The sequence below is a fragment of the Pseudoalteromonas sp. AWH4_217 genome (genome assembly GCF_056161105.1).
The window spans coordinates 39,709-57,534 of sequence record NZ_JBSWYM010000023.1; the positions used below are offsets into that span (position 1 = coordinate 39,709).

Here is a 17,826-nt window from a genome sequence, read left to right on the forward strand (position 1 = left end):
ATCGACGGCCATGACGAGACGGCGCTTGCGCTGGACGAGGCAATGGAACCAGAAGCAGCGTCACATGTGCGTCTGCCATTTGCCTATGCCAGACGTCAGAGCCTGTTGCTGAGTCAACAGCCAGACGGATTGAAAGTTTACTACAAAGGTCAGCCCTCGCTGGATGCGCTGCTCGAAGTACGTCGCATTGCTCAGGCGGGCTTTACTCTGGAGCAGCTGGACGACGATAAGTTTGAACTGCTGCTGGAAGCGTCTTATCAGCGTGACAGCTCTGAAACACAGCAAATGATGGAAGACATTGGCAACGAAGTTGACCTCTTCTCGCTCGCTGAAGAAATGCCGCAAACCGAAGACTTGCTTGCTGCAGATGACGATGCGCCGATCATCAAACTGATCAACGCCATGCTGAGCGAAGCAATCAAAGAAGGGGCCTCGGATATTCATATCGAGACCTTTGAGCAGGAGTTAGTGATCCGGTTCCGGGTGGATGGCGTGTTGAAAGAAGTGCTCAAGCCGAATCGCAAGTTGTCTTCATTGCTGGTATCGCGTATCAAAGTAATGGCAAAGCTCGACATCGCCGAAAAACGGGTTCCGCAAGATGGCCGGATCAGTCTGCGCATTGCCGGCCGTGCCGTTGATGTGCGGGTATCGACCATGCCTTCAAGCTTTGGCGAACGCGTTGTATTGCGTCTGCTGGATAAGAATAATGCACGTCTGAACCTCGAAGACTTGGGTATGACCGAACGCAACCGTGAGCTGTTTGCTGAAATCATTGCCAAGCCACACGGTATCATTCTGGTTACCGGTCCTACAGGTTCTGGTAAGAGTACCACCTTGTATGCCGGTATGACGCAGATTAACTCCAGAGATCGCAACATACTGACCGTAGAAGATCCTATTGAATATGAGATCCCCGGGATTGGTCAGACCCAGGTGAATCCCAAAGTGGATATGACCTTTGCCCGTGGTCTGCGCGCGATACTGCGTCAGGATCCGGATGTGGTGATGGTTGGTGAGATCCGGGATCTGGAAACCGCACAAATCGGTGTTCAGGCGTCTCTGACCGGTCACTTAGTTATGTCAACGCTGCACACTAACACGGCTTCGGGCGCGATTACCCGGATGGAAGATATGGGGGTTGAGCCTTTCCTGCTGTCATCATCATTGTTGGGTGTTTTGTCACAACGACTGGTACGAACCTTATGCCCGAACTGTAAAGAAGCCCATCTGGCGGACGATCGTGAGTGTGAGCTGTTAGGTGTTGAGAAAGGGTCGCAAACCACCATTTATCGCGCCGTAGGGTGTGAAGAATGTAATTTTAATGGCTACAAGGGGCGAACCGGTATTCATGAACTACTGATAGTAGATGAGCACATTCGTGAGCTGATCCACAACGGTAAAGGCGAGCAGTCGGTAGAAAAGTACATTCGTACTTTCAGTCCGAGTATTCGTCAGGATGGATGTGCGCGGGTGCTAAAAGGTCAGACGACGCTGGAAGAGGTGATGCGGGTCACCCGTGAGGAAGGCTAATGGCTGCGTTTGAGTACCGTGCTTTAGACGGCAAAGGAAAAGAAAAAAAAGGCATTCTGGAGGCGGACACCGCCAAACAGGTTCGCCAGATGTTGCGCGAAAAAGCCATGATGCCACTGGAGGTAGCTCCGGCTGCGGAAAAGGAAAAGTCGGCCAGTTCGGGCGGCTTCACCCTGACCCGGGGTTACAAGCCTTCGGTATCCGATATCGCCCTTATCACGCGCCAGTTAGCAACCCTGATACAGTCCTCTCTTCCGGTAGAAGCAGCGGTAATGGCAGTTGCAGAACAATGTGAAAAGCCGCGCCTGAAGCGTATGCTGATGGCTGTGCGTTCCAAGGTGGTGGAAGGTTACACGCTGGCCGATGGCATGTCTGAGTTTCCACATGTCTTTGATAATCTTTATCGTGCTATGGTCGCCGCGGGCGAAAAGTCAGGTCATTTAGACCAGGTACTGAATCGCCTGGCGGATTACACCGAACAGCGACAGCACATGCGCAGCCAGATCACTCAGGCGATGGTATATCCAACCATCCTTGTGATTTTCGCTATTGCCATAGTCTCGGTTCTCCTGGGTACCGTGGTACCGAAAATCCTTAAAACTTTCGAGAAGTCCAAGCAGGTACTGCCCTGGACTACAGAGTGGGTAATGGCTGCCAGTAATTTCGTTCAGGCGTACTGGATGATTTCACTGGTGGTGATATTTGGTAGTGTGTTTTTGAGTAAACAAGCCCTGAAAAGGCCCAAAGTCCGTTTTTGGTATGACGCTAAGCTTTTGCAGCTTCCTGGTATTGGCAAAATCAGCCGGGGTATTAACACGGCCCGTTTTGCCCGCACTTTAAGTATTTTGTCTTCAAGTTCAGTGCCGTTGTTAGAAGGTATGAAAATCTCTGGCCAGGTACTGGAAAATGAAAAGATCAAAGCTGCTGTCACAGATGCGGCAACCCATGTGAGTGAAGGTGCAAGTCTGCGGGCTGCACTGGCACAAACAAAGCTATTTCCGCCCATGATGCTTCATATGATTGCAAGTGGTGAAAAGTCCGGTGAACTGGAGCAAATGCTTGAGCGTGCTGCCAACAACCAGGACAGGGAATTCGAAAGTATGGTCAGCGTTTCGTTAAAACTGCTCGAACCCGCCATGATTGCAAGCATGGCTGTTATCGTGCTGTTTATCGTAATGGCTATCCTACAGCCAATCATGGCGATGAACAAAGCAATTGGTCTGTAGTCAAATTAATTGCATATACAACATCAGCGTCTTGGCTTTTTGCCATGCGCTAACAGCATTGAGGTAAATAACGTGAATAAACAATCCGGTTTCTCATTATTAGAAGTCATGGTGGTTCTGGTGATCATCGGGATGATCATGTCAATCGTGGCACCTAACATCATGGGTCAGCAAGAAGACGCAGCAAAAGAAAAAGCGATGCTGGACATTCGTCAGCTTGAAGACGCAATGAAAATGTATAAGCTTAAAAACAAAAAGTACCCAACCACAGAGCAAGGTTTGGAAGCACTGGTAACACAAACCACCATCGACCCTGTGCCTAAACGTTTCCCTGATGGCGGCTTCATTTCAAAATTGCCAGAAGATCCATGGGGCAACCCTTATCAGCTGGTCAGCCCGGGTGAGATGGGCAAGATCGATATCTTCTCCATGGGACCAGACGGCGAAGTAGGTACTGATGACGACCTGGGGAACTGGGACAGCGAAGAAGACCGTTAATTCTTATGCGCACAGCAGTAGACGCTCAGCGGAGTGTGCAACAAGCACACTCGCCAAAACCCGGTCGTCAGGCCGGATTCAGCCTTATCGAAATCCTGATGGTGCTGGTGATCATTGGCTTTTCAGTCAATCTGGTCACTTACACCTTGTCAGATGATATGGAAGAAGAACTGGAGCGCGAAGCGCTGCGACTGCACAGTGTGATTAACATGGCTTCCGAATTCGCCATTCTTAACCAAATTGAATTGGGCTTTCACCTGGACAAGAAAAAGCTTGAGTTCCTGGTGTTTGACGGTGAAAAGTGGACCACATTCGAAGTGGAAGAACTGTATCAGGCCATAGACTATCCGGATGAGTATAAAATAGAACTCACCACTGAAGATCTCGCCTGGGCACAAGACAATATGCTGGAGCAGGCTAACTGGCGTGAGCTGATGGGCTCCGGTGACGAAGAAAGTTTGCTGGAACTTAAGAAATTAAAAATCCCTCAGGTATTGCTGCTCTCATCAGGCGAAGTCAGTGCATTTCAACTCAGCCTGGAGCTAGATGAACAAAGCGAGCCCGTGTACTTTATTGAGGGCGAGTTCATGGCGCCGGTGAATTTACGCAAGGAGCCGGAAGACTCATGAGCGGCCTGATCCTAAAAACAAAACAAGTTGGGTTTACGCTACTTGAGGTGATGGTGGCACTCAGTATTTGTGCTGTGGCCGGTATCGCCGCGATGCAGGCAACGGGAGAGCATATCAATCACATTGGTACACTGGAGCAGCAGGCTTATGCATCCTGGGTTGCGGAAAACCGCCTCGTTATGATGCGTGCTGGCGCCAAAGAAGGGGCTGTCAGAAATGGCCTTAAGGGCGATGAGGAAATGGGCGGAGTAACCTGGTATTGGTCTCAGTCCACTCTTGCGACAGCAGATCCGACTTTTGTAAAGGTCACCATTGAAGTTTTTTCCGATGAAAAACGTGAACACTCGGTGTATGACCTGACCACCTTTATCTACAAAAAAGGGAAGCGGTAATGCAGTTGCAGAACACTGCCCGGCAAGGTGGATTTACCCTGATAGAAGTATTACTGGCACTGGCTATTCTCGCCATGGTTGTGACGGCAACACACCAGATACTCGATACCACACTCAGAGCAAAAGAGGCATCCGAGGAAACCGTGGCCGAACTGGAGTCATTACAGACGATGTTTCGTTTAATGGACCAGGATTTCAACCAGATGACCAAGCGAGAGGTACGTAATGAGGCCGGAGACTTCAGCCCAACTTACATTCTTCATGGTCGTTATAATTTAAACAGCCAGTACGATGGCATTGCCTTTGTTCGGGACGGTTGGACGAATCCGATCAGTCTACTTCCACGCTCTGAGTTGCAGGCTGTCGGGTACCGGGTTGTAGATGACAACCTTGAACGTATTTATCGAATTTATGTTGATCAGCTGGACGGTACGGAGCCTCGCAGCCAGGTGATCCTTGAAAATGTTGAGGAGCTCAAGTTTGAATTCCTTGATGACAAGCAAAAATGGCAAAATAACTGGGATATTAAAGCTCTGCCTTTAGCGGTCGCCGTCACAGTGCAACAAAAAGATGCTGAGCCTATCCGGCGTATTTTCTTAACTCCGGGCGACGGAAAGGTTAAACAGGCCAGTAGCGATGATGATAATCGCAACGGGAATAATAATAGCGGCGATCAGAATGATGATGATGGACAAAGGAGGGGCTAGCGTGAGATCTCAACGTGGTGCAGCGTTAGTCATTGTTCTATTCATCGTGGCCCTGGCCGCGACGATTGCGACGGAAATGACCATGAACCTGATGGTCCAGGTGCAAAAAGCGACCAACCTGCAAACCCACCAACAGGCAAAGTGGTATAGCTACGGCGCAGAAGAGCTGGTGAAAAAGGTCTTACTGGACAGTCGAAAAGATGAGCCAGATAAAGTGCACCTTGGCCAACCCTGGGCACTGGAAGAGGTCCCTTACCCGGTCGACCATGGCACATTGAGCGGTCAGATCACTGACTTACAGGCATGCTTAAACCTCAATGCATTACGGGCCAAAACGAAGAATACGGGTTCCCGGAACGAGACGAACCCAGCACACAAAGCGTTGCTTGAACTGTTGAAGAACATCGAAGATCTGCCAAGTGAAGAGAGTGAAGAGGCGATGGCAGACAGCGTATATGACTGGCTGGACGATGACAGCATCACGTTCCGCTCTGGTGCTGAAGAAGATGAATATATGTCTCTCAGAACACCATATCTGACGGCGAATAATTTGTTTGCGTCGGTCAGTGAGCTGAGGGTCATCAAAGGGTTCAACCCGTTGGTGATGGAAAAGCTATTGCCCTATGTCTGTGTGATTCCCGGTAACACTGAGCTGGCTATAAACGTCAATACGATACAGCCTGAGCAAGCGTTGTTACTGAGTGCGTTAATGGAAGGGTTAAGTCAGTCTGGCGCGGAGGCGATTATTTCTGCCCGACCGGAAAAAGGCTTTGACTCGATTCAGGAGTTTTACACTGAAGCTGCGAATCAAGGTGCTTCAGATAAGCAAAAGAACGAGAAAATTTTTACTATTTCAAGCAATTATTTTAAGTTACGAGCAAAGGCTCAGTTCGATGAGCGTTTGTTTCGCCTGACCTCAATAATCGAAATAAAAGAGGGTCGGGCGAGCATCCTAGCGCGTAAATTTGGAGGCGTTTAGTGTCAGAAAAATTGATGATCCGTGTGGGTCACTCACAACAAGAGCCCGTTCATTGGTTGGTCTGGTCGGCGCAAGATGCGCAGATCATTGCCAGCGGTGAGCTGGAGCATGCCGGACTGCTTGGTGAGCTAAGCGAAAAAGCACAAAGCCGCTCGGTTGCTGTGTTGCCTCCTGCCTCTAGCGTGCAGTTAAAAACGATTGATTTACCAGCAAAATGGAACAGGAAGCTGGAGCAGGCTCTGCCCTTTATGTTAGAAGAGCAAATTGCCTGTGACATCGATAAGGCCTTTATTGCGGTTGGCAAAGCGGGTCAGCGTGATGAGCAGCACACCATAGATGTTGCCCTGTGTGACAAAGCATGGCTGGTAGCCTGGATGACGTTATTTGATGACTTTGATATCAGTGTGCAGCGTTTGATACCTGATGCGTTATTGCTACCAGCACCAGCGGAAAATGCAGTCAGTGCCATTGAGCTGGGTACACAGTGGTTGTTCCGCACAGCTGAATGGCAGGTGAGCGGTGTTGAACCTGACTGGCTGACGGGTTATCTGAGCTTATTGCCTGCTGAGCGCATACAGCATTTTAGCCCGGGTGAGGCATTGGAGTCTGAAAAGACATTAGAAGCAATGGAAGGTGAGTATGACTTACCCCTTGCGCTGTTCGCCAAGCAGTTGGAACTTGAAGCGTTTAATCTACGTCAGGGCAAATTTGCAGCTAAGAAGAAGCAGCCCCAATGGTGGCGTGACTGGCGCAGTGGCTTGATTGCGGCTTCAGTCGCATTAGTGTGTTTCATTGCAGTCAAATCGACCCAGCTTCTCTTGCTACAGAGTCAGGCCGATGAACTCAGTGCTCAGGCTGTTGCGAGTTACAAGCAGGCATTTCCGAATAAAGTCGTACGCCCACACCTGTTAAAGAAACAGATCCAGAACGAGCTGAACAGTTTATCTGGTGAGCAGCAAGGCGGGTTTCTGGAGCTGACAAACCACTTTGTGACGGTTTTTGACGAGGTGAAAGACTTTGAGCCAGAGACCTTACGGTATGATCAACGTCGTAATGAATTGAGGATCCGTGCTAAAGCAAATGGCTTCCAGGTATTTGGTCAGGTGAAGAGTATCCTCGAACAGCGTGGTATGACAGTTCAGCAGGGCGCCCTTAATAATGATGGCGATTACGTGATCGGCGAGATCCGCATTCGAGGTGCAGCATGAAACAGCAAGTGATCAATTATTGGCAGTCCCTCAAAGAGCAGGAGCAAAAGTTACTGATTGTTGCCGGGGTTGTGTTCAGCGTATTTGTATTGATAATGGGCATAATTCGCCCGTTGAACAGTGCGGTTGAAAAAGCAGAAAAAGAAGTTGATAAACAACAGGCCTTGGTTTCCTGGGTAAGCAAAAGTGTGACGCAATTGAAAAGTCAGAGTTCAAGTCGTGCCTCTGCGGGCAACGTGAACTTGACTCAGCTGGTCAACCGTACTCGCGGTAGATATAAAATTGCCATCAGCAAAATGCAACCCAGCGATAACTCACTACGTGTGAATATCGACAATGTAGAGTTTAACCAGTTGATTGCCTGGCTGGACGAGCTGACCAATCAGCATGGTGTTAAAGTGGCTAACCTGGATTTGGGCAAAGAAGATGCTCCCGGATATGTTCGAGTTAGTCGTCTGGTATTAGAGAAATAAGTATGAAAAAGATCATCAGTCTGGTACTGGTTTTTTTGCTGGCGTTTAGCGTGTTTGTCGCTATCACTATGCCTGCCAGTATCGTTTTACAATTGTCACAGGGATCGCTGCCACGCGCTTTGTCTGTCGGCGCCGTGTCTGGCTCTGTATGGGAAGGGCGGATCAGCGAAGTGCGCTATGAAAACGTTCAGCTTAATGACGTTACCTGGCAGCTTAATGGTTGGGGACTACTGACCGGCCAGGTGCAGGGTAAAGTGCGCTTTGGCTCACCCAGAACACTGGATGAAATCTCAGGCAACAGTAATTTCTCGATGTCACTGTTGGATAAGTCGGCTAAGCTGGATGATGCGATACTGCGCTTTAGTGTTGAGCAGGCTATGCAGCAGGTTACACTGCCTTTGCCCGTGGATGCCAAAGGTCGTGTGATTTTGAGTATTGATGAATACCATACCGGACAGCCTTATTGTGAAGCGCTTAATGGTGAGATCAGTAGCCCGAATATTGATATCAAAGGCCTCACGGGTTGGTTTAGTATCGGTGATATGAGTGGTACATTGGCCTGTAAGTCTGGCGATATCGCCGTGACGGTGGATCCGGAAAATCGCCTTGGGCTGCGTGCTGATGCAACCCTGGCTGCCAACATGCAGTTCCGCGTTGCGGGCAATATCAAACCAGAGGCTTCGTTACCTAAAGAAGTCCACGACGCAGTTAAGTTCTTAGGACGTCCGGATAGTGAAGGGCGTTACCCGGTAAGTTTATAAACAATGATGACCTTTAGTTACGAGGCGCAGCATCAGGCTGCGCTCAGCGAGTATCTTGAGCAACGCCCTGGAGCTATGAGTCTGCGTGGCGTTGAAGGCTATCTGTTTGCGCTGATTTGTGGCCCAGATGGAATAGAGCCAGAACAATGGCTGAGTGAGGTGAGTCTGAATGATGAGGCGTTAAAAGAGCATACTGTGTTCGCTTTTTTAGCATTACATCACCATATTAGCGAGCAGGTTTTTTCTGGCCAGTTTTCTCTGCCTGTGCAGGCACAGTCTCTGTGGGCTGAAAAGCAGCAGTGGAGTCAGGGATTTTTACTGGCCAGCCAGCAGTATTATGAACGCCTGATGAGTGCCTCAGGTATATCACAAGAGTTGATTCAGGCGTTGCAAATGGCCACTGAACAGCTAGCTTTTTTCAGCCTCGAAGAGCAGCAAGTTGCACAATTTTGTCAGCAAGGGGGGCATGATATGGCTGCCTTTTGTGCTGAGCAACTTAGCCTTGCTAACGACTTTGCGCAAGGGTATGCCGCACTGATAGAGCAAGTCGCTCTGGCCAGCGGCCTGTATAACGAGTAACTCAGTTACATCAAATCAAGAGCGATGTGGGTGCAGCCTTTCGCGCAATGGGCACTGCCTTTAGTCCCCTCAGCACCGGTCAGGTCGAGCAACACAGGCTGATTGCAGTGTGAGCATAATACAGTCTGACCTTTGCTTAATTTTTTCAACAGGGCCTTTTGGTCATTAAAAGACTTAGCCCTGGCTTTGTTGAGTTGAGAAAAATCCATTACAAACCCGCCTGTTTCAATGAACTCGCTGCAATCTCACACACTGTCAGAAGCTTCGGACCATAGAAATACATATTCAGCTCATTGCCTTCACAAAACTTCAGGTGAAACACCTTCATTTTCTCATTGGTTGATAATGCAGACATGATGTAAGACTGCTCAGACTCTGTCAAAGTCAGCTCTTTATTGATCTGCTGGCGGGCCAGTTTCGCTGCCATACTGTACTGGGCTTTGCTGGTATCCCCAAGCAGGTCTACACCATACTGGATCATTTGCTCGCGTGGCTCTTTGATGCTCGGGTGGTCTATGGTGAACAGGGCCAGGATCACCACAACTAAAATCAGGTACTTTTTCATAACTGCAACTACTTTGATCTAAACAGCTAAAAGATGTCGCCAGTGTAATAAAATGAGGGAAATAAAAGCAAGTTTAGTGCTAGGAATTTTTTATTACTTAGTTTAGTTGCAATGCTGTTTTATGTCGGCTTTTCCCTTTAAAATGAGCAAGATCTAATCCAGATTGATATACTACACATATAAAATAGAGGTCACTGTAGCAAGTACCTGTCCCAGGCGCGTAAGGAGCTGTGATGGACAAACAAATTAAGGTCAAGAATATCCCCGTCGACGTCAAAATTCATAAACCCGACGATTTACAACCAGACAGGTTTAACCCACGCAACCGCATTTATGTCAGGGCTGTCACCGGGTTGCATCAGAAGCTCAGGAAGCAGATTGGTTTTATCGGCATGTTGGCCTTCATGCTGTTACCCTGGATCAATTTCAATGGCGAGCAGGCGGTGCTGTTCGATATTTTTGAGCAAAAGTTCAACATTTTTGGTCTGACGTTGTGGCCTCAGGATTTAACCATTCTGGCTTTTATTTTGATGATTGCGGCCTTCGCCTTGTTTTTGGTGACTACTTTCTATGGCAGGGTGTGGTGCGGTTATACCTGTCCGCAAACGGTCTGGACCTTTATTTTTATCTGGTTTGAAGAAAAATTAGAGGGCACAGCCAATCAGCGTAAAAAGCTTGATCAGCGGCCTATGGACTTTGATAAATTCTGGCGTAAATCAGCTAAGCATTTAAGTTGGATGCTGTTTTCCTTGTATACGGCCATTTCGTTTGTGGGCTATTTTACGCCCATCCGAGAGTTACTGCCTGATCTGCTGATGTTCTCGGCCTCAGGATATGCGGCATTGAGCGTGCTGGTCTTCACTTTGTGTACTTATGGTAATGCCGGCTGGATGCGAGAGATCATGTGTCTGCATATTTGTCCTTATTCACGCTTTCAGTCCGCTATGTTTGACAAAGACACGTTTACAGTGAGTTATGACACCGAGCGTGGTGAGAGTCGCGGTCCGCGTGGTCGTAAGGAAGATCCCAAAGCGCTGGGGCTGGGGGACTGTATCGACTGTAAGTTATGTGTGCAGGTGTGCCCGACCGGTATCGATATTCGCAATGGACTGCAATACGAGTGTATAAACTGTGGTGCCTGTATTGATGCGTGTGATGGCGTGATGGATAAAATGAACTATCCAAAAGGCCTTATCTCGTATACAACTGAGCGTAACCTGGAAAGTGGCAGCGACAAAACCAAAGCGGTACGTGGTAAGCTCATCGGCTATCTACTGATCCTGATCGTGCTCAGTGGTGCGCTGGTTGCTAATGTTGCGATGCGCAAAACACTGGATCTGGATATTATCCGGGACAGAAACCAGCTTTATCGTGTGAATGTAGAGGGACTGGTTGAAAACACCTATACACTGAAGATGATCAACAAGGCACAGGTGCCTCAGACTTTCCTGATCAGCATTCGCGGTTTGTCTGACTTCACGATCATTGGTAAACAGGAAATTCAAATCGCGGCGGGCTCAACCGTCGACCAGCCTTTATCGGTTGTGATCGACCCGTACGATTTGACGCTGCCGGTGACGGAATTTGAATTTGTCATTACAGTGAAAGACGAACCTGAAGAGTACATCGCACAGCCAACGAACTTTTTTAAGGGTCGTTAGCGTAGATAGGGTACAATGGGGTAACTCATTTACTTCATAAAAAGCGGGTTAGCCCGCTTTTTTGTTACTTGGCCCACCGCTATTGAGGTGAAAGGCTGTGAAAGGTAAAAATTATGACTGATTTCAGTTTTCAGAACTTAACGCCCGATCTGATCCTCGATGCTGTTGAAAGTGTAGGTATCTATCCCGAATCCGGATTGCTGCCACTCAACAGCTATGAGAATCGGGTTTATCAGTTTCGTGCTGATGATAACCGTCGTTATGTTGCCAAGTTTTATCGGCCCGAGCGTTGGCAGTCAGAACAGATCCAGGAAGAGCACGATTTCACACTGGCTCTGCAAGAAGCCGAAGTGCCCGTTGTCGCTCCGCAGCGTGTTGACGGACAAAGTTTGTTTGAGCATCAGGGCTATCGATTTTGTTTATTTCCGAGTGTCGGTGGTCGCCAGTTCGAAATGGATAACCTGGATCACCTGGAAATGTTAGGGCGCTACATTGGTCGTTTACACAGCGTTGCACAGCAAAGTGAGTTTGTTCACCGCCCCGCGATTAATGTTGTCGGTTACCTGCATCAACCACGCAAGGACATTTTGGCGTCTGAGTGTTTGCCTGAAACATTGCGGCTGGCGTTTACCACGGTGCTTGATCAGGTAATTAACAAAGCTGAAGAAAAATTCACACCATTCCAGCAGATCCGTTTGCATGGTGATTGTCATGCTGGCAATATTCTATGGTCTCAGGAACAGGTAATGATTGTGGACCTTGATGATTGCCGTCAGGGGCCCGCTGTTCAGGATCTCTGGATGATGTTAAGTGGTGACAGGCAAAATCAGGTCATGCAGCTTGATACCCTGTTATCCGGCTACGAAGAGTTTGCCTCGTTCGATACATGCGAACTGGCGTTAATTGAGCCGCTAAGAGCAATGCGTATGGTGCATTATATGGGGTGGCTGGCCAAACGTTGGCATGATCCGGCGTTTCCCCGGAACTTTTCGTGGTTTGCAACAGACAAATACTGGGAACAACAGATCCTGGCGTTAAAAGAACAACTTGCCGCACTGGATGAAGCGGCGATCAGTCTTTATCCATAAAAATTTAGAGAGAATAGTAATGTTAAAATCGATTAAGGTTGCGCTAATTGCGTTGTGTATGCCTGTGCTGGCAATGGCTGCCGATTTCACGGATGGCAAACACTACCAGACATTAACAACGACAAAGAGTGAGTCGGCCAAGGTCACTGAATTCTTTTCCTTTTACTGCCCGCATTGCTTTCAGTTTGAACCGGTAGCTAAAGCACTAGAAAAAAGCCTGCCAGCGGGTGCTGTATTCGAAAAAAGCCATGTTAATTTCCTGGGTGGACTGTCACCTGAAGTGCAAAGTTACCTGAGTTATGCCTACATCATTGCTAAACACCACGGTAAAGCGCAACAGGTGAGCGATCAGATCTTCAACACCATTCACGTGCAGCAGGTACAGCTAAAAGACCTAAAAGATATCAAAAAGCTGCTGGAAGCCAATGGTATCAGTGGCGAGCAGTTTGATGCAGCGATGGCCAGTATGCCAGTTATTAGCGCGGAAAAAGTCATGGTTGAAAAGCAGAATACTTTCAGCAAAGCTGGCGCACTGACAGGAGTGCCGACTTTTGTTGTGAATGACAAATACAAAATTAACCTGAGAGAGTTGAGCAGTCAGGCTGAGCTGGATGAGCTGGTTAAACACTTACTAGAAAAATAATGGGAGCAGACCATGTTTAAACCAATTTGCGCCGCAGCATTGGCGCTATTATTACCTTTGATGGCAAGCGCTGCCAATTTCCAGGAAGGTAAGCATTATGAGGTTGTCGCAGAGCGGGGCACCAAAAAGCCTGAAGTAACCGAGTACTTCTCGTTTTATTGTCCGGCCTGTAACAACTTTGAATCCTTAATTGGTGAGTTCAAACCAAAACTCGACGGCGACGTGAAATTCAAAAAAAGCCACGTTGACTTTGTCGGTGTACGTGACCCTGATATCCAGCAGATGATGAGTAATGCATTGGCGACAGCGTCTGTATTACCGCAAAAAGATAAGATCGTTGCGGCGATGTTTGCCCATTTGCACGGCAAGCGTGGTAAGTTCAACGAGGTTGCTGACATTAAAGACTTGTTTGTAGCTCAGGGCGTGTCTGCGGAGAAATTTGATAAACTGTACAAGAGCTTCTCTGTACGCACTAAAGCGAAGAAAATGAAGCGTTCACAAGAGCAGATGCAAGACAGAGGCGCGCTGACGGGTGTACCGACTTTTATTGTCAACGGCAAATACAAGCTGATCTTGTCGCGTGAATCTGGCGTGACTTCACCGGACGATATTGCCGCTCTGATCAACTATCTGGCGAAAAAATCCTAATCTTTAAGATGAAAAAAACCCGCGATGAACGCGGGTTTTTTTATGCCTAAAATTCACTTTATTTTCTGGTCAGAAAGACGCCCGACTCCACATGGTGGGTATAGGGGAACTGATCGAAAATGGCGATGCGTGAGATCTGGTGCGTGTCGCATAGTAATTCCAGATCGCGTTCCAGCGTATCCGGGTTACAGGAAATATAAATGATGTTGTCGTATTGGCTGACCAAGTTACAGGTGAGCTCATCCATGCCTGCGCGAGGTGGATCGACTAAAATGGTCTGGCAGTTGTAACTTTGCAGGTCTATGCCTTTGAGGCGTGAGAACTGCTTTTCGCCCTTCATGGCCGCCGTAAATTCTTCACTCGACATACGAATGATATCCAGGTTATCCACCTTATTGGCTGCAATATTGTATTGTGCCGAATGAACAGACGATTTAGAGATCTCTGTGGCGAGTACTCGGTTAAATTGCCCGGCCAGGGCAATGGAAAAGTTACCATTACCACAGTACAGCTCCAGCAAATCATTTTGCAGCGGCGTACAGAGATCTTGTGCCCAGGCCAACATTTTTTCATTCACTGCCGCGTTAGGCTGAGTAAAGCTATTTTCAACCTGCTGGTAGGTGTACAGCTTGCCATTGACTGTAAGCTGCTCTGTCACAAAGTCATCGCCAAACACCACTTTTTGTTTTCTGGCACGACCGATAAAGTCGACTTTATAGCTTTGTTGTAGCTCATGACGTAAAGCCTGCATAGCCTCTTGCCAGGCGTCGTCCAGTGCTTTGTGATAAAGCAGGCTGATCAGCACTTCACCACTGAGTGTTGTCAGATAATCGATCTGGAATAACTTGCGGCGCAGGATGTCGTTGTGGCGCAGCTTATCCATCATTACCTGCATCATTTCATTGACCAAAGGGGCGCCCGGATCGAACTGATCGACTCGGATCTTTGCTTTGGTCTGTTGATCGAACATGATGTGGAACAGATCGTCTCCATCATGCCAGACGCGGAATTCGCAACGCTGGCGATAGTGGCTTTTTGGGGAGTCGTACACTTCCAGTTGCGGCGCATCGAAGCGGGCAAATTGCGCACTGATCCGCTGTTGTTTTTCTGTCAACTGTTGCTCGTAGGTCGAAGTGTCAATCGTGATCACCGCCATATTAAAACCACCATAGTTAATGCAAAGAGGCGCTATTTTAGGATGCACTTTCGATTTGTCCAGCAAAGAGCAAAATATTTTGCTCTTTTATTGTACAATAGACTTAAGCTTAAGGCGTTTTGGCCGATAACCAACTATCAAGTAAAGCGGAGAGCAGACATGAAAATCGGACAGTTGAATCAGCTGTTGAATCCGGCGATGCAGCATAACGCGGGTAAAGCCAAATCGCTTATCCCTAATATGTCAATTAATACGGATAGTTACCACGGAAACAAATCTCAGGCAGCGGCAAAGATCCTCGATGATAAACTCGCACAAGCACTGGGCATTGAGAAAAAAGAAGAAAAAGACAAGCCCCTGTTTGATTTTGAAGAAATTGTCAAAAATGTGCTGGGGTTTGTCCAGGGGGCGGTGAAAAAAGCCAAGGCCGCCGGAGAAGACGACGACACACTTAAAAGTATGCTTGATCAAGCACGCAAAGGCGTGCAGATGGGAATTGATGAAGCGTCTGAAGATTTAAAAGGCACAGGCCTGTTTAATGATGAAATTGAGGAAGGCATAGAAAAGTCCCGCGAAGGGATTTTTAAAGGGTTAGATGAGTTTGAAAAGGAACTGTTTGATCCTAAACCACAGCAAGTATCAGTGAGTGCTGCACAGTTTGCCAGTTTATCTAATCAAGCTGAGTATGCCTTCACCACAGCTGAAGGCGACGAAGTGGTGATTTCTTTCAGTGATGCGATGAGTCAGTCGAAAGCGGCAAGCTATGCACGTAATGGCGACGGCGAAGGGTTTGCGTATGGTGAGCAAAGCAGTCATGAGCTTAATTTTTCCATCAGTGTGAATGGCGACCTCAACGAAGATGAGCAGGCTGCGATTAATGACATGATGAAAGACATCCGCGATGTGAGCGATACCTTTTTCGCCGGTGACTATGATGATGCGTTTGCCAAAGTGCAGGAACTGGGAATTAACAGTGAGCAAATCGTCAATTTCACTATGGATCTGCGCCAGACCAAAACTTCCGCTGCGATTGCCCAGTATCAACAGAGTAATCCTATGAAAGATCTGGAAAAAGCACTGCAGCCATTGGATCAACGTCTTGAAGGGATCCATGATGAAGCGAAAGGACTGGGCATAGAAGCTCAGTTGCCGGATATCATGGCCTGGATAAACGAAGGCCAGGCGCGTCTGAATGAGTTTCTTGATTATGCTCAAGGGTTCTTTAGTGCACTTGAATCTCGTCAGGCTGATAAGCAAGATCAGCAAGTATAAAAGGGAGCTCAATTTCTCTCAGTTTAGGATTTGACGTAAGTATTTATTTTAAACCCTGACCGTGGCACACTGCGCGCGAACTGTAATTAAGGAGCGCATGTGCCACATATTCTTGTCTTTGATTCTGGTATTGGCGGAACCAGTGTGCTTACGCACATTCGTAACGCTTTGCCTCATGCCGACTACAGTTATGTGATGGATAATCAGCTGCTGCCTTATGGCTTGCAATCCCAGCAGACGATCCAGCAGCGTTTGGCTGCGCTCATCAAGTGGATTGACCGTGACCTGCGCTCTGTCGATATTATCGTGATTGCATGCAATACCGCCTCAACCTATGCGTTGGGAGCAACTCGCCAATTAACCTCTATTCCGATTGTCGGAGTAGTTCCTGCGATTAAGCCCGCGGCATCAGCCAGTCGCGCAAAGCACATTGGTTTACTGGCGACTCCAGCAACCTCTCGGAATATCTATACGCAGCAGTTGATCCAGCAATTTGCCAATGAATGCCGGGTTGACCTTTATCAGTCGACTAAGCTGGTTGAACTGGCCGAGCAGTTTTACTGGTCCGGTGACATTGATCGGAAACAGCTTGTCGCTGAGATCAACCAGCTTAACTTCTCACCTGAGTTAGATCATCTGGTACTTGGTTGCACGCACTTTCCTATCATTGGCAAACCCCTGAGTGAGTCTATCCCAGAGTCGGTAGCTCTGATTGATTCAGGGGCTGCAATTGCTAGGCGGGTGTGTACCTTACTTGCACAAGATAGTGTTGTTAAGGAAGATACGGGTCAGGCTCATTGCTCAGCAATGAAACAAGGGACAATGAACTGGTATGCAACGGCACAACAGGCACATCCGGTTGAGCGGCCTGAAATCAAACTGATCAATCTTGATCATGAATAACTGAAGCATTTGTTGGTAAGATGCATTTGCGCAAACTCTGATCCAAGATCAACAAATAAGTGCGGTAATAAAAAAGGGGTGGTAACCAGATTGGCACCACCCCTGTTTGTGTGTACAACGAGCTGTTATCAAATTAAAGATCAGTCCTGATCGTTAGTAGTCAGCGATTCTTGTTTTTGTTTCGCTTCTCTGACTTTTAACGTGCGTTGCTGAAACTCAGATTCATTGAGCTCGTTGATGGCCCTTAGTGCATCGGGCTGTGGCATTTCAACAAATCCGAACCCGCGGCGTTTACCTGTGTTCTTATCTTTAAGCAAACGAACCGAAAACACTTGCCCTTTTTCTTCAAACAAATCTCTGACGACCTGTTCATTTGCTCTGTAAGGTAAATTACCGACATACAGTGTGGTTGTTTCTACTGTTCCACTGACGTCACTGCCCGTATTTCCTGTTGAGGAAGCAAAAGCTGATGCTATGCCTCCGATGATGATACCTAGCGCCAACAATAAGGCGGGATCAATTTGACTGTTTAGCAGTACAAAATGGCCAAGCGCATAACTCAATATTGCCAGGAGAAGTACAGTAAACAGTGTCTTACGATCGAGAATATTCATAAGGATCTACCAAAAAACGTTGAATACACATTAATTTAACAAGAAAGGTTGCTATATTAACGACTTAATCAAATATCGCAATAATTAAATATAGAACCTGTTGAAAAGATTGCACCTTCTTGATGGATTTACCGTCAGTATTGAGGGTTTAAAGATAAATGATCAAAAAGATCCAAAAAAATGAAAAAAGGGGTTGCATCGTTTTTCGATTTCCCTATAATGCGCATCCACCGACACGGGGCACAACGCTGAAAAGCAACGAGCCAAGTGAAGGAAAAGCCAAACGGAAAGCTT

21 protein-coding genes are annotated in these 17,826 nt (G+C 47.6%); 17 read left to right on the forward strand and 4 right to left on the reverse strand.

Features of this window, described 5'->3' with window-relative positions:
• Positions 1 to 42: 42 nt before the first annotated feature.
• The 11 genes from gspE to ACXAH1_RS21585 all read left to right on the forward strand — a co-directional run bounded on the left by gspE (position 43) and on the right by ACXAH1_RS21585 (position 8,982).
• Complete coding sequence (gene gspE / locus ACXAH1_RS21535) at positions 43 to 1,530, forward strand: type II secretion system ATPase GspE (RefSeq protein ID WP_128064772.1); 1,488 nt, start codon at positions 43 to 45, stop codon at positions 1,528 to 1,530.
• On the forward strand, positions 1,530 to 2,756 hold the full coding sequence (gspF, locus tag ACXAH1_RS21540) for a type II secretion system inner membrane protein GspF (protein WP_138543047.1): 1,227 nt from the start codon (positions 1,530 to 1,532) through the stop codon (positions 2,754 to 2,756). The genes gspE and gspF overlap by 1 nt, the downstream gene beginning before the upstream one ends.
• A gap of 72 nt (positions 2,757 to 2,828) precedes the next feature.
• The gene (gspG, locus tag ACXAH1_RS21545; protein ID WP_253110560.1) at positions 2,829 to 3,254 is read left to right on the forward strand and encodes a type II secretion system major pseudopilin GspG; all 426 of its coding nucleotides are present in this window, start codon (positions 2,829 to 2,831) and stop codon (positions 3,252 to 3,254) included.
• A gap of 5 nt (positions 3,255 to 3,259) precedes the next feature.
• Positions 3,260 to 3,883 carry a prepilin-type N-terminal cleavage/methylation domain-containing protein gene (locus tag ACXAH1_RS21550; RefSeq protein WP_475199535.1) on the forward strand — a complete coding sequence of 208 codons (624 nt, stop codon included), beginning with the start codon at positions 3,260 to 3,262 and terminating at the stop codon, positions 3,881 to 3,883.
• Positions 3,880 to 4,275, forward strand: a complete 396-nt coding sequence (gene gspI / locus ACXAH1_RS21555) for a type II secretion system minor pseudopilin GspI (RefSeq protein ID WP_475199537.1) — start codon at positions 3,880 to 3,882, stop codon at positions 4,273 to 4,275. Before ACXAH1_RS21550 ends, gspI begins: the two co-directional genes overlap by 4 nt.
• The gene (gene gspJ, locus ACXAH1_RS21560) at positions 4,275 to 4,982 is read left to right on the forward strand and encodes a type II secretion system minor pseudopilin GspJ (RefSeq protein WP_475199538.1); all 708 of its coding nucleotides are present in this window, start codon (positions 4,275 to 4,277) and stop codon (positions 4,980 to 4,982) included. The genes gspI and gspJ overlap by 1 nt, the downstream gene beginning before the upstream one ends.
• Positions 4,963 to 5,961 (forward strand): type II secretion system minor pseudopilin GspK, encoded by a 999-nt coding sequence (gspK, locus tag ACXAH1_RS21565; protein WP_253110615.1) that lies wholly within the window; start codon positions 4,963 to 4,965, stop codon positions 5,959 to 5,961. The genes gspJ and gspK overlap by 20 nt, the downstream gene beginning before the upstream one ends.
• Positions 5,961 to 7,169, forward strand: a complete 1,209-nt coding sequence (gene gspL, locus ACXAH1_RS21570) for a type II secretion system protein GspL (RefSeq protein ID WP_475199540.1) — start codon at positions 5,961 to 5,963, stop codon at positions 7,167 to 7,169. The genes gspK and gspL overlap by 1 nt, the downstream gene beginning before the upstream one ends.
• Positions 7,166 to 7,642 carry a type II secretion system protein GspM gene (gspM, locus tag ACXAH1_RS21575; RefSeq protein ID WP_475199542.1) on the forward strand — a complete coding sequence of 159 codons (477 nt, stop codon included), beginning with the start codon at positions 7,166 to 7,168 and terminating at the stop codon, positions 7,640 to 7,642. The genes gspL and gspM overlap by 4 nt, the downstream gene beginning before the upstream one ends.
• Before the next feature lie 2 nt (positions 7,643 to 7,644).
• A complete protein-coding gene (locus ACXAH1_RS21580) occupies positions 7,645 to 8,403 on the forward strand; it encodes a type II secretion system protein N (protein WP_475199545.1) in 759 nt (252 codons plus the stop codon).
• Between the two features lie 3 nt (positions 8,404 to 8,406).
• Positions 8,407 to 8,982: a UPF0149 family protein gene (locus ACXAH1_RS21585; protein WP_475199549.1), complete on the forward strand. Its 576-nt coding sequence runs from the start codon at positions 8,407 to 8,409 to the stop codon at positions 8,980 to 8,982.
• A 5-nt stretch (positions 8,983 to 8,987) separates the two neighbouring features.
• Here the strand turns inward: ACXAH1_RS21585 and ACXAH1_RS21590 are convergent, their stop codons facing one another.
• Both ACXAH1_RS21590 and ACXAH1_RS21595 read right to left on the reverse strand, forming a co-directional pair.
• A complete protein-coding gene (locus ACXAH1_RS21590; RefSeq protein WP_475199550.1) occupies positions 8,988 to 9,191 on the reverse strand; it encodes a hypothetical protein in 204 nt (67 codons plus the stop codon).
• On the reverse strand, positions 9,191 to 9,547 hold the full coding sequence (locus ACXAH1_RS21595) for a hypothetical protein (RefSeq protein WP_138551734.1): 357 nt from the start codon (positions 9,545 to 9,547) through the stop codon (positions 9,191 to 9,193). The genes ACXAH1_RS21590 and ACXAH1_RS21595 overlap by 1 nt, the downstream gene beginning before the upstream one ends.
• Positions 9,548 to 9,780: 233 nt before the next feature.
• On the opposite strand from ACXAH1_RS21595, the gene ccoG reads away from it, so the two are divergent.
• The 4 genes from ccoG (at position 9,781) to ACXAH1_RS21615 (ending at position 13,587) form a co-directional block, all read left to right on the forward strand.
• Positions 9,781 to 11,208, forward strand: a complete 1,428-nt coding sequence (gene ccoG, locus ACXAH1_RS21600; protein WP_475199551.1) for a cytochrome c oxidase accessory protein CcoG — start codon at positions 9,781 to 9,783, stop codon at positions 11,206 to 11,208.
• A 113-nt stretch (positions 11,209 to 11,321) separates the two neighbouring features.
• Positions 11,322 to 12,296, forward strand: a complete 975-nt coding sequence (locus ACXAH1_RS21605) for a serine/threonine protein kinase (RefSeq protein WP_475199553.1) — start codon at positions 11,322 to 11,324, stop codon at positions 12,294 to 12,296.
• Positions 12,297 to 12,315: 19 nt separating this feature from the next.
• Positions 12,316 to 12,939 carry a thiol:disulfide interchange protein DsbA/DsbL gene (locus ACXAH1_RS21610; RefSeq protein WP_475199554.1) on the forward strand — a complete coding sequence of 208 codons (624 nt, stop codon included), beginning with the start codon at positions 12,316 to 12,318 and terminating at the stop codon, positions 12,937 to 12,939.
• A 12-nt stretch (positions 12,940 to 12,951) separates the two neighbouring features.
• Positions 12,952 to 13,587, forward strand: coding sequence for a thiol:disulfide interchange protein DsbA/DsbL (locus tag ACXAH1_RS21615; protein ID WP_475199555.1), 636 nt, complete (start codon positions 12,952 to 12,954; stop codon positions 13,585 to 13,587).
• 58 nt (positions 13,588 to 13,645) lie between these two features.
• On the opposite strand, the gene trmA is transcribed toward ACXAH1_RS21615, so the two are convergent.
• The gene (gene trmA, locus ACXAH1_RS21620; protein WP_475199558.1) at positions 13,646 to 14,743 is read right to left on the reverse strand and encodes a tRNA (uridine(54)-C5)-methyltransferase TrmA; all 1,098 of its coding nucleotides are present in this window, start codon (positions 14,741 to 14,743) and stop codon (positions 13,646 to 13,648) included.
• 159 nt (positions 14,744 to 14,902) lie between these two features.
• On the opposite strand from trmA, the gene ACXAH1_RS21625 reads away from it, so the two are divergent.
• On the forward strand, positions 14,903 to 16,015 hold the full coding sequence (locus ACXAH1_RS21625; RefSeq protein WP_054017559.1) for a DUF5610 domain-containing protein: 1,113 nt from the start codon (positions 14,903 to 14,905) through the stop codon (positions 16,013 to 16,015).
• Between the two features lie 99 nt (positions 16,016 to 16,114).
• Positions 16,115 to 16,918, forward strand: a complete 804-nt coding sequence (gene murI, locus ACXAH1_RS21630) for a glutamate racemase (RefSeq protein WP_475199560.1) — start codon at positions 16,115 to 16,117, stop codon at positions 16,916 to 16,918.
• A gap of 140 nt (positions 16,919 to 17,058) precedes the next feature.
• On the opposite strand, the gene ACXAH1_RS21635 is transcribed toward murI, so the two are convergent.
• On the reverse strand, positions 17,059 to 17,532 hold the full coding sequence (locus ACXAH1_RS21635) for an RNA recognition motif domain-containing protein (RefSeq protein WP_253110606.1): 474 nt from the start codon (positions 17,530 to 17,532) through the stop codon (positions 17,059 to 17,061).
• Positions 17,533 to 17,826: the final 294 nt, after the last annotated feature.

What these genes read in the sequence shown, in the direction of transcription:
- ACXAH1_RS21625 (WP_054017559.1), top strand. Translation starts at nt 14,903, where the DNA reads ATGAAAATCGGACAGTTGAATCAGCTGTTGAATCCGGCGATGCAGCAT.
- ACXAH1_RS21615 (WP_475199555.1), top strand. Translation starts at nt 12,952, where the DNA reads ATGTTTAAACCAATTTGCGCCGCAGCATTGGCGCTATTATTACCTTTG.
- ccoG (WP_475199551.1), top strand. Translation starts at nt 9,781, where the DNA reads ATGGACAAACAAATTAAGGTCAAGAATATCCCCGTCGACGTCAAAATT.
- trmA (WP_475199558.1), bottom strand. Translation starts at nt 14,743, where the DNA reads ATGGCGGTGATCACGATTGACACTTCGACCTACGAGCAACAGTTGACA.
- gspK (WP_253110615.1), top strand. Translation starts at nt 4,963, where the DNA reads ATGGACAAAGGAGGGGCTAGCGTGAGATCTCAACGTGGTGCAGCGTTA.
- ACXAH1_RS21605 (WP_475199553.1), top strand. Translation starts at nt 11,322, where the DNA reads ATGACTGATTTCAGTTTTCAGAACTTAACGCCCGATCTGATCCTCGAT.
- ACXAH1_RS21585 (WP_475199549.1), top strand. Translation starts at nt 8,407, where the DNA reads ATGATGACCTTTAGTTACGAGGCGCAGCATCAGGCTGCGCTCAGCGAG.
- ACXAH1_RS21610 (WP_475199554.1), top strand. Translation starts at nt 12,316, where the DNA reads ATGTTAAAATCGATTAAGGTTGCGCTAATTGCGTTGTGTATGCCTGTG.
- ACXAH1_RS21595 (WP_138551734.1), bottom strand. Translation starts at nt 9,547, where the DNA reads ATGAAAAAGTACCTGATTTTAGTTGTGGTGATCCTGGCCCTGTTCACC.
- ACXAH1_RS21580 (WP_475199545.1), top strand. Translation starts at nt 7,645, where the DNA reads ATGAAAAAGATCATCAGTCTGGTACTGGTTTTTTTGCTGGCGTTTAGC.
- ACXAH1_RS21635 (WP_253110606.1), bottom strand. Translation starts at nt 17,532, where the DNA reads ATGAATATTCTCGATCGTAAGACACTGTTTACTGTACTTCTCCTGGCA.
- gspJ (WP_475199538.1), top strand. Translation starts at nt 4,275, where the DNA reads ATGCAGTTGCAGAACACTGCCCGGCAAGGTGGATTTACCCTGATAGAA.
- ACXAH1_RS21550 (WP_475199535.1), top strand. Translation starts at nt 3,260, where the DNA reads ATGCGCACAGCAGTAGACGCTCAGCGGAGTGTGCAACAAGCACACTCG.
- gspE (WP_128064772.1), top strand. Translation starts at nt 43, where the DNA reads ATGGAACCAGAAGCAGCGTCACATGTGCGTCTGCCATTTGCCTATGCC.
- gspI (WP_475199537.1), top strand. Translation starts at nt 3,880, where the DNA reads ATGAGCGGCCTGATCCTAAAAACAAAACAAGTTGGGTTTACGCTACTT.
- gspM (WP_475199542.1), top strand. Translation starts at nt 7,166, where the DNA reads ATGAAACAGCAAGTGATCAATTATTGGCAGTCCCTCAAAGAGCAGGAG.
- gspF (WP_138543047.1), top strand. Translation starts at nt 1,530, where the DNA reads ATGGCTGCGTTTGAGTACCGTGCTTTAGACGGCAAAGGAAAAGAAAAA.
- ACXAH1_RS21590 (WP_475199550.1), bottom strand. Translation starts at nt 9,191, where the DNA reads ATGGATTTTTCTCAACTCAACAAAGCCAGGGCTAAGTCTTTTAATGAC.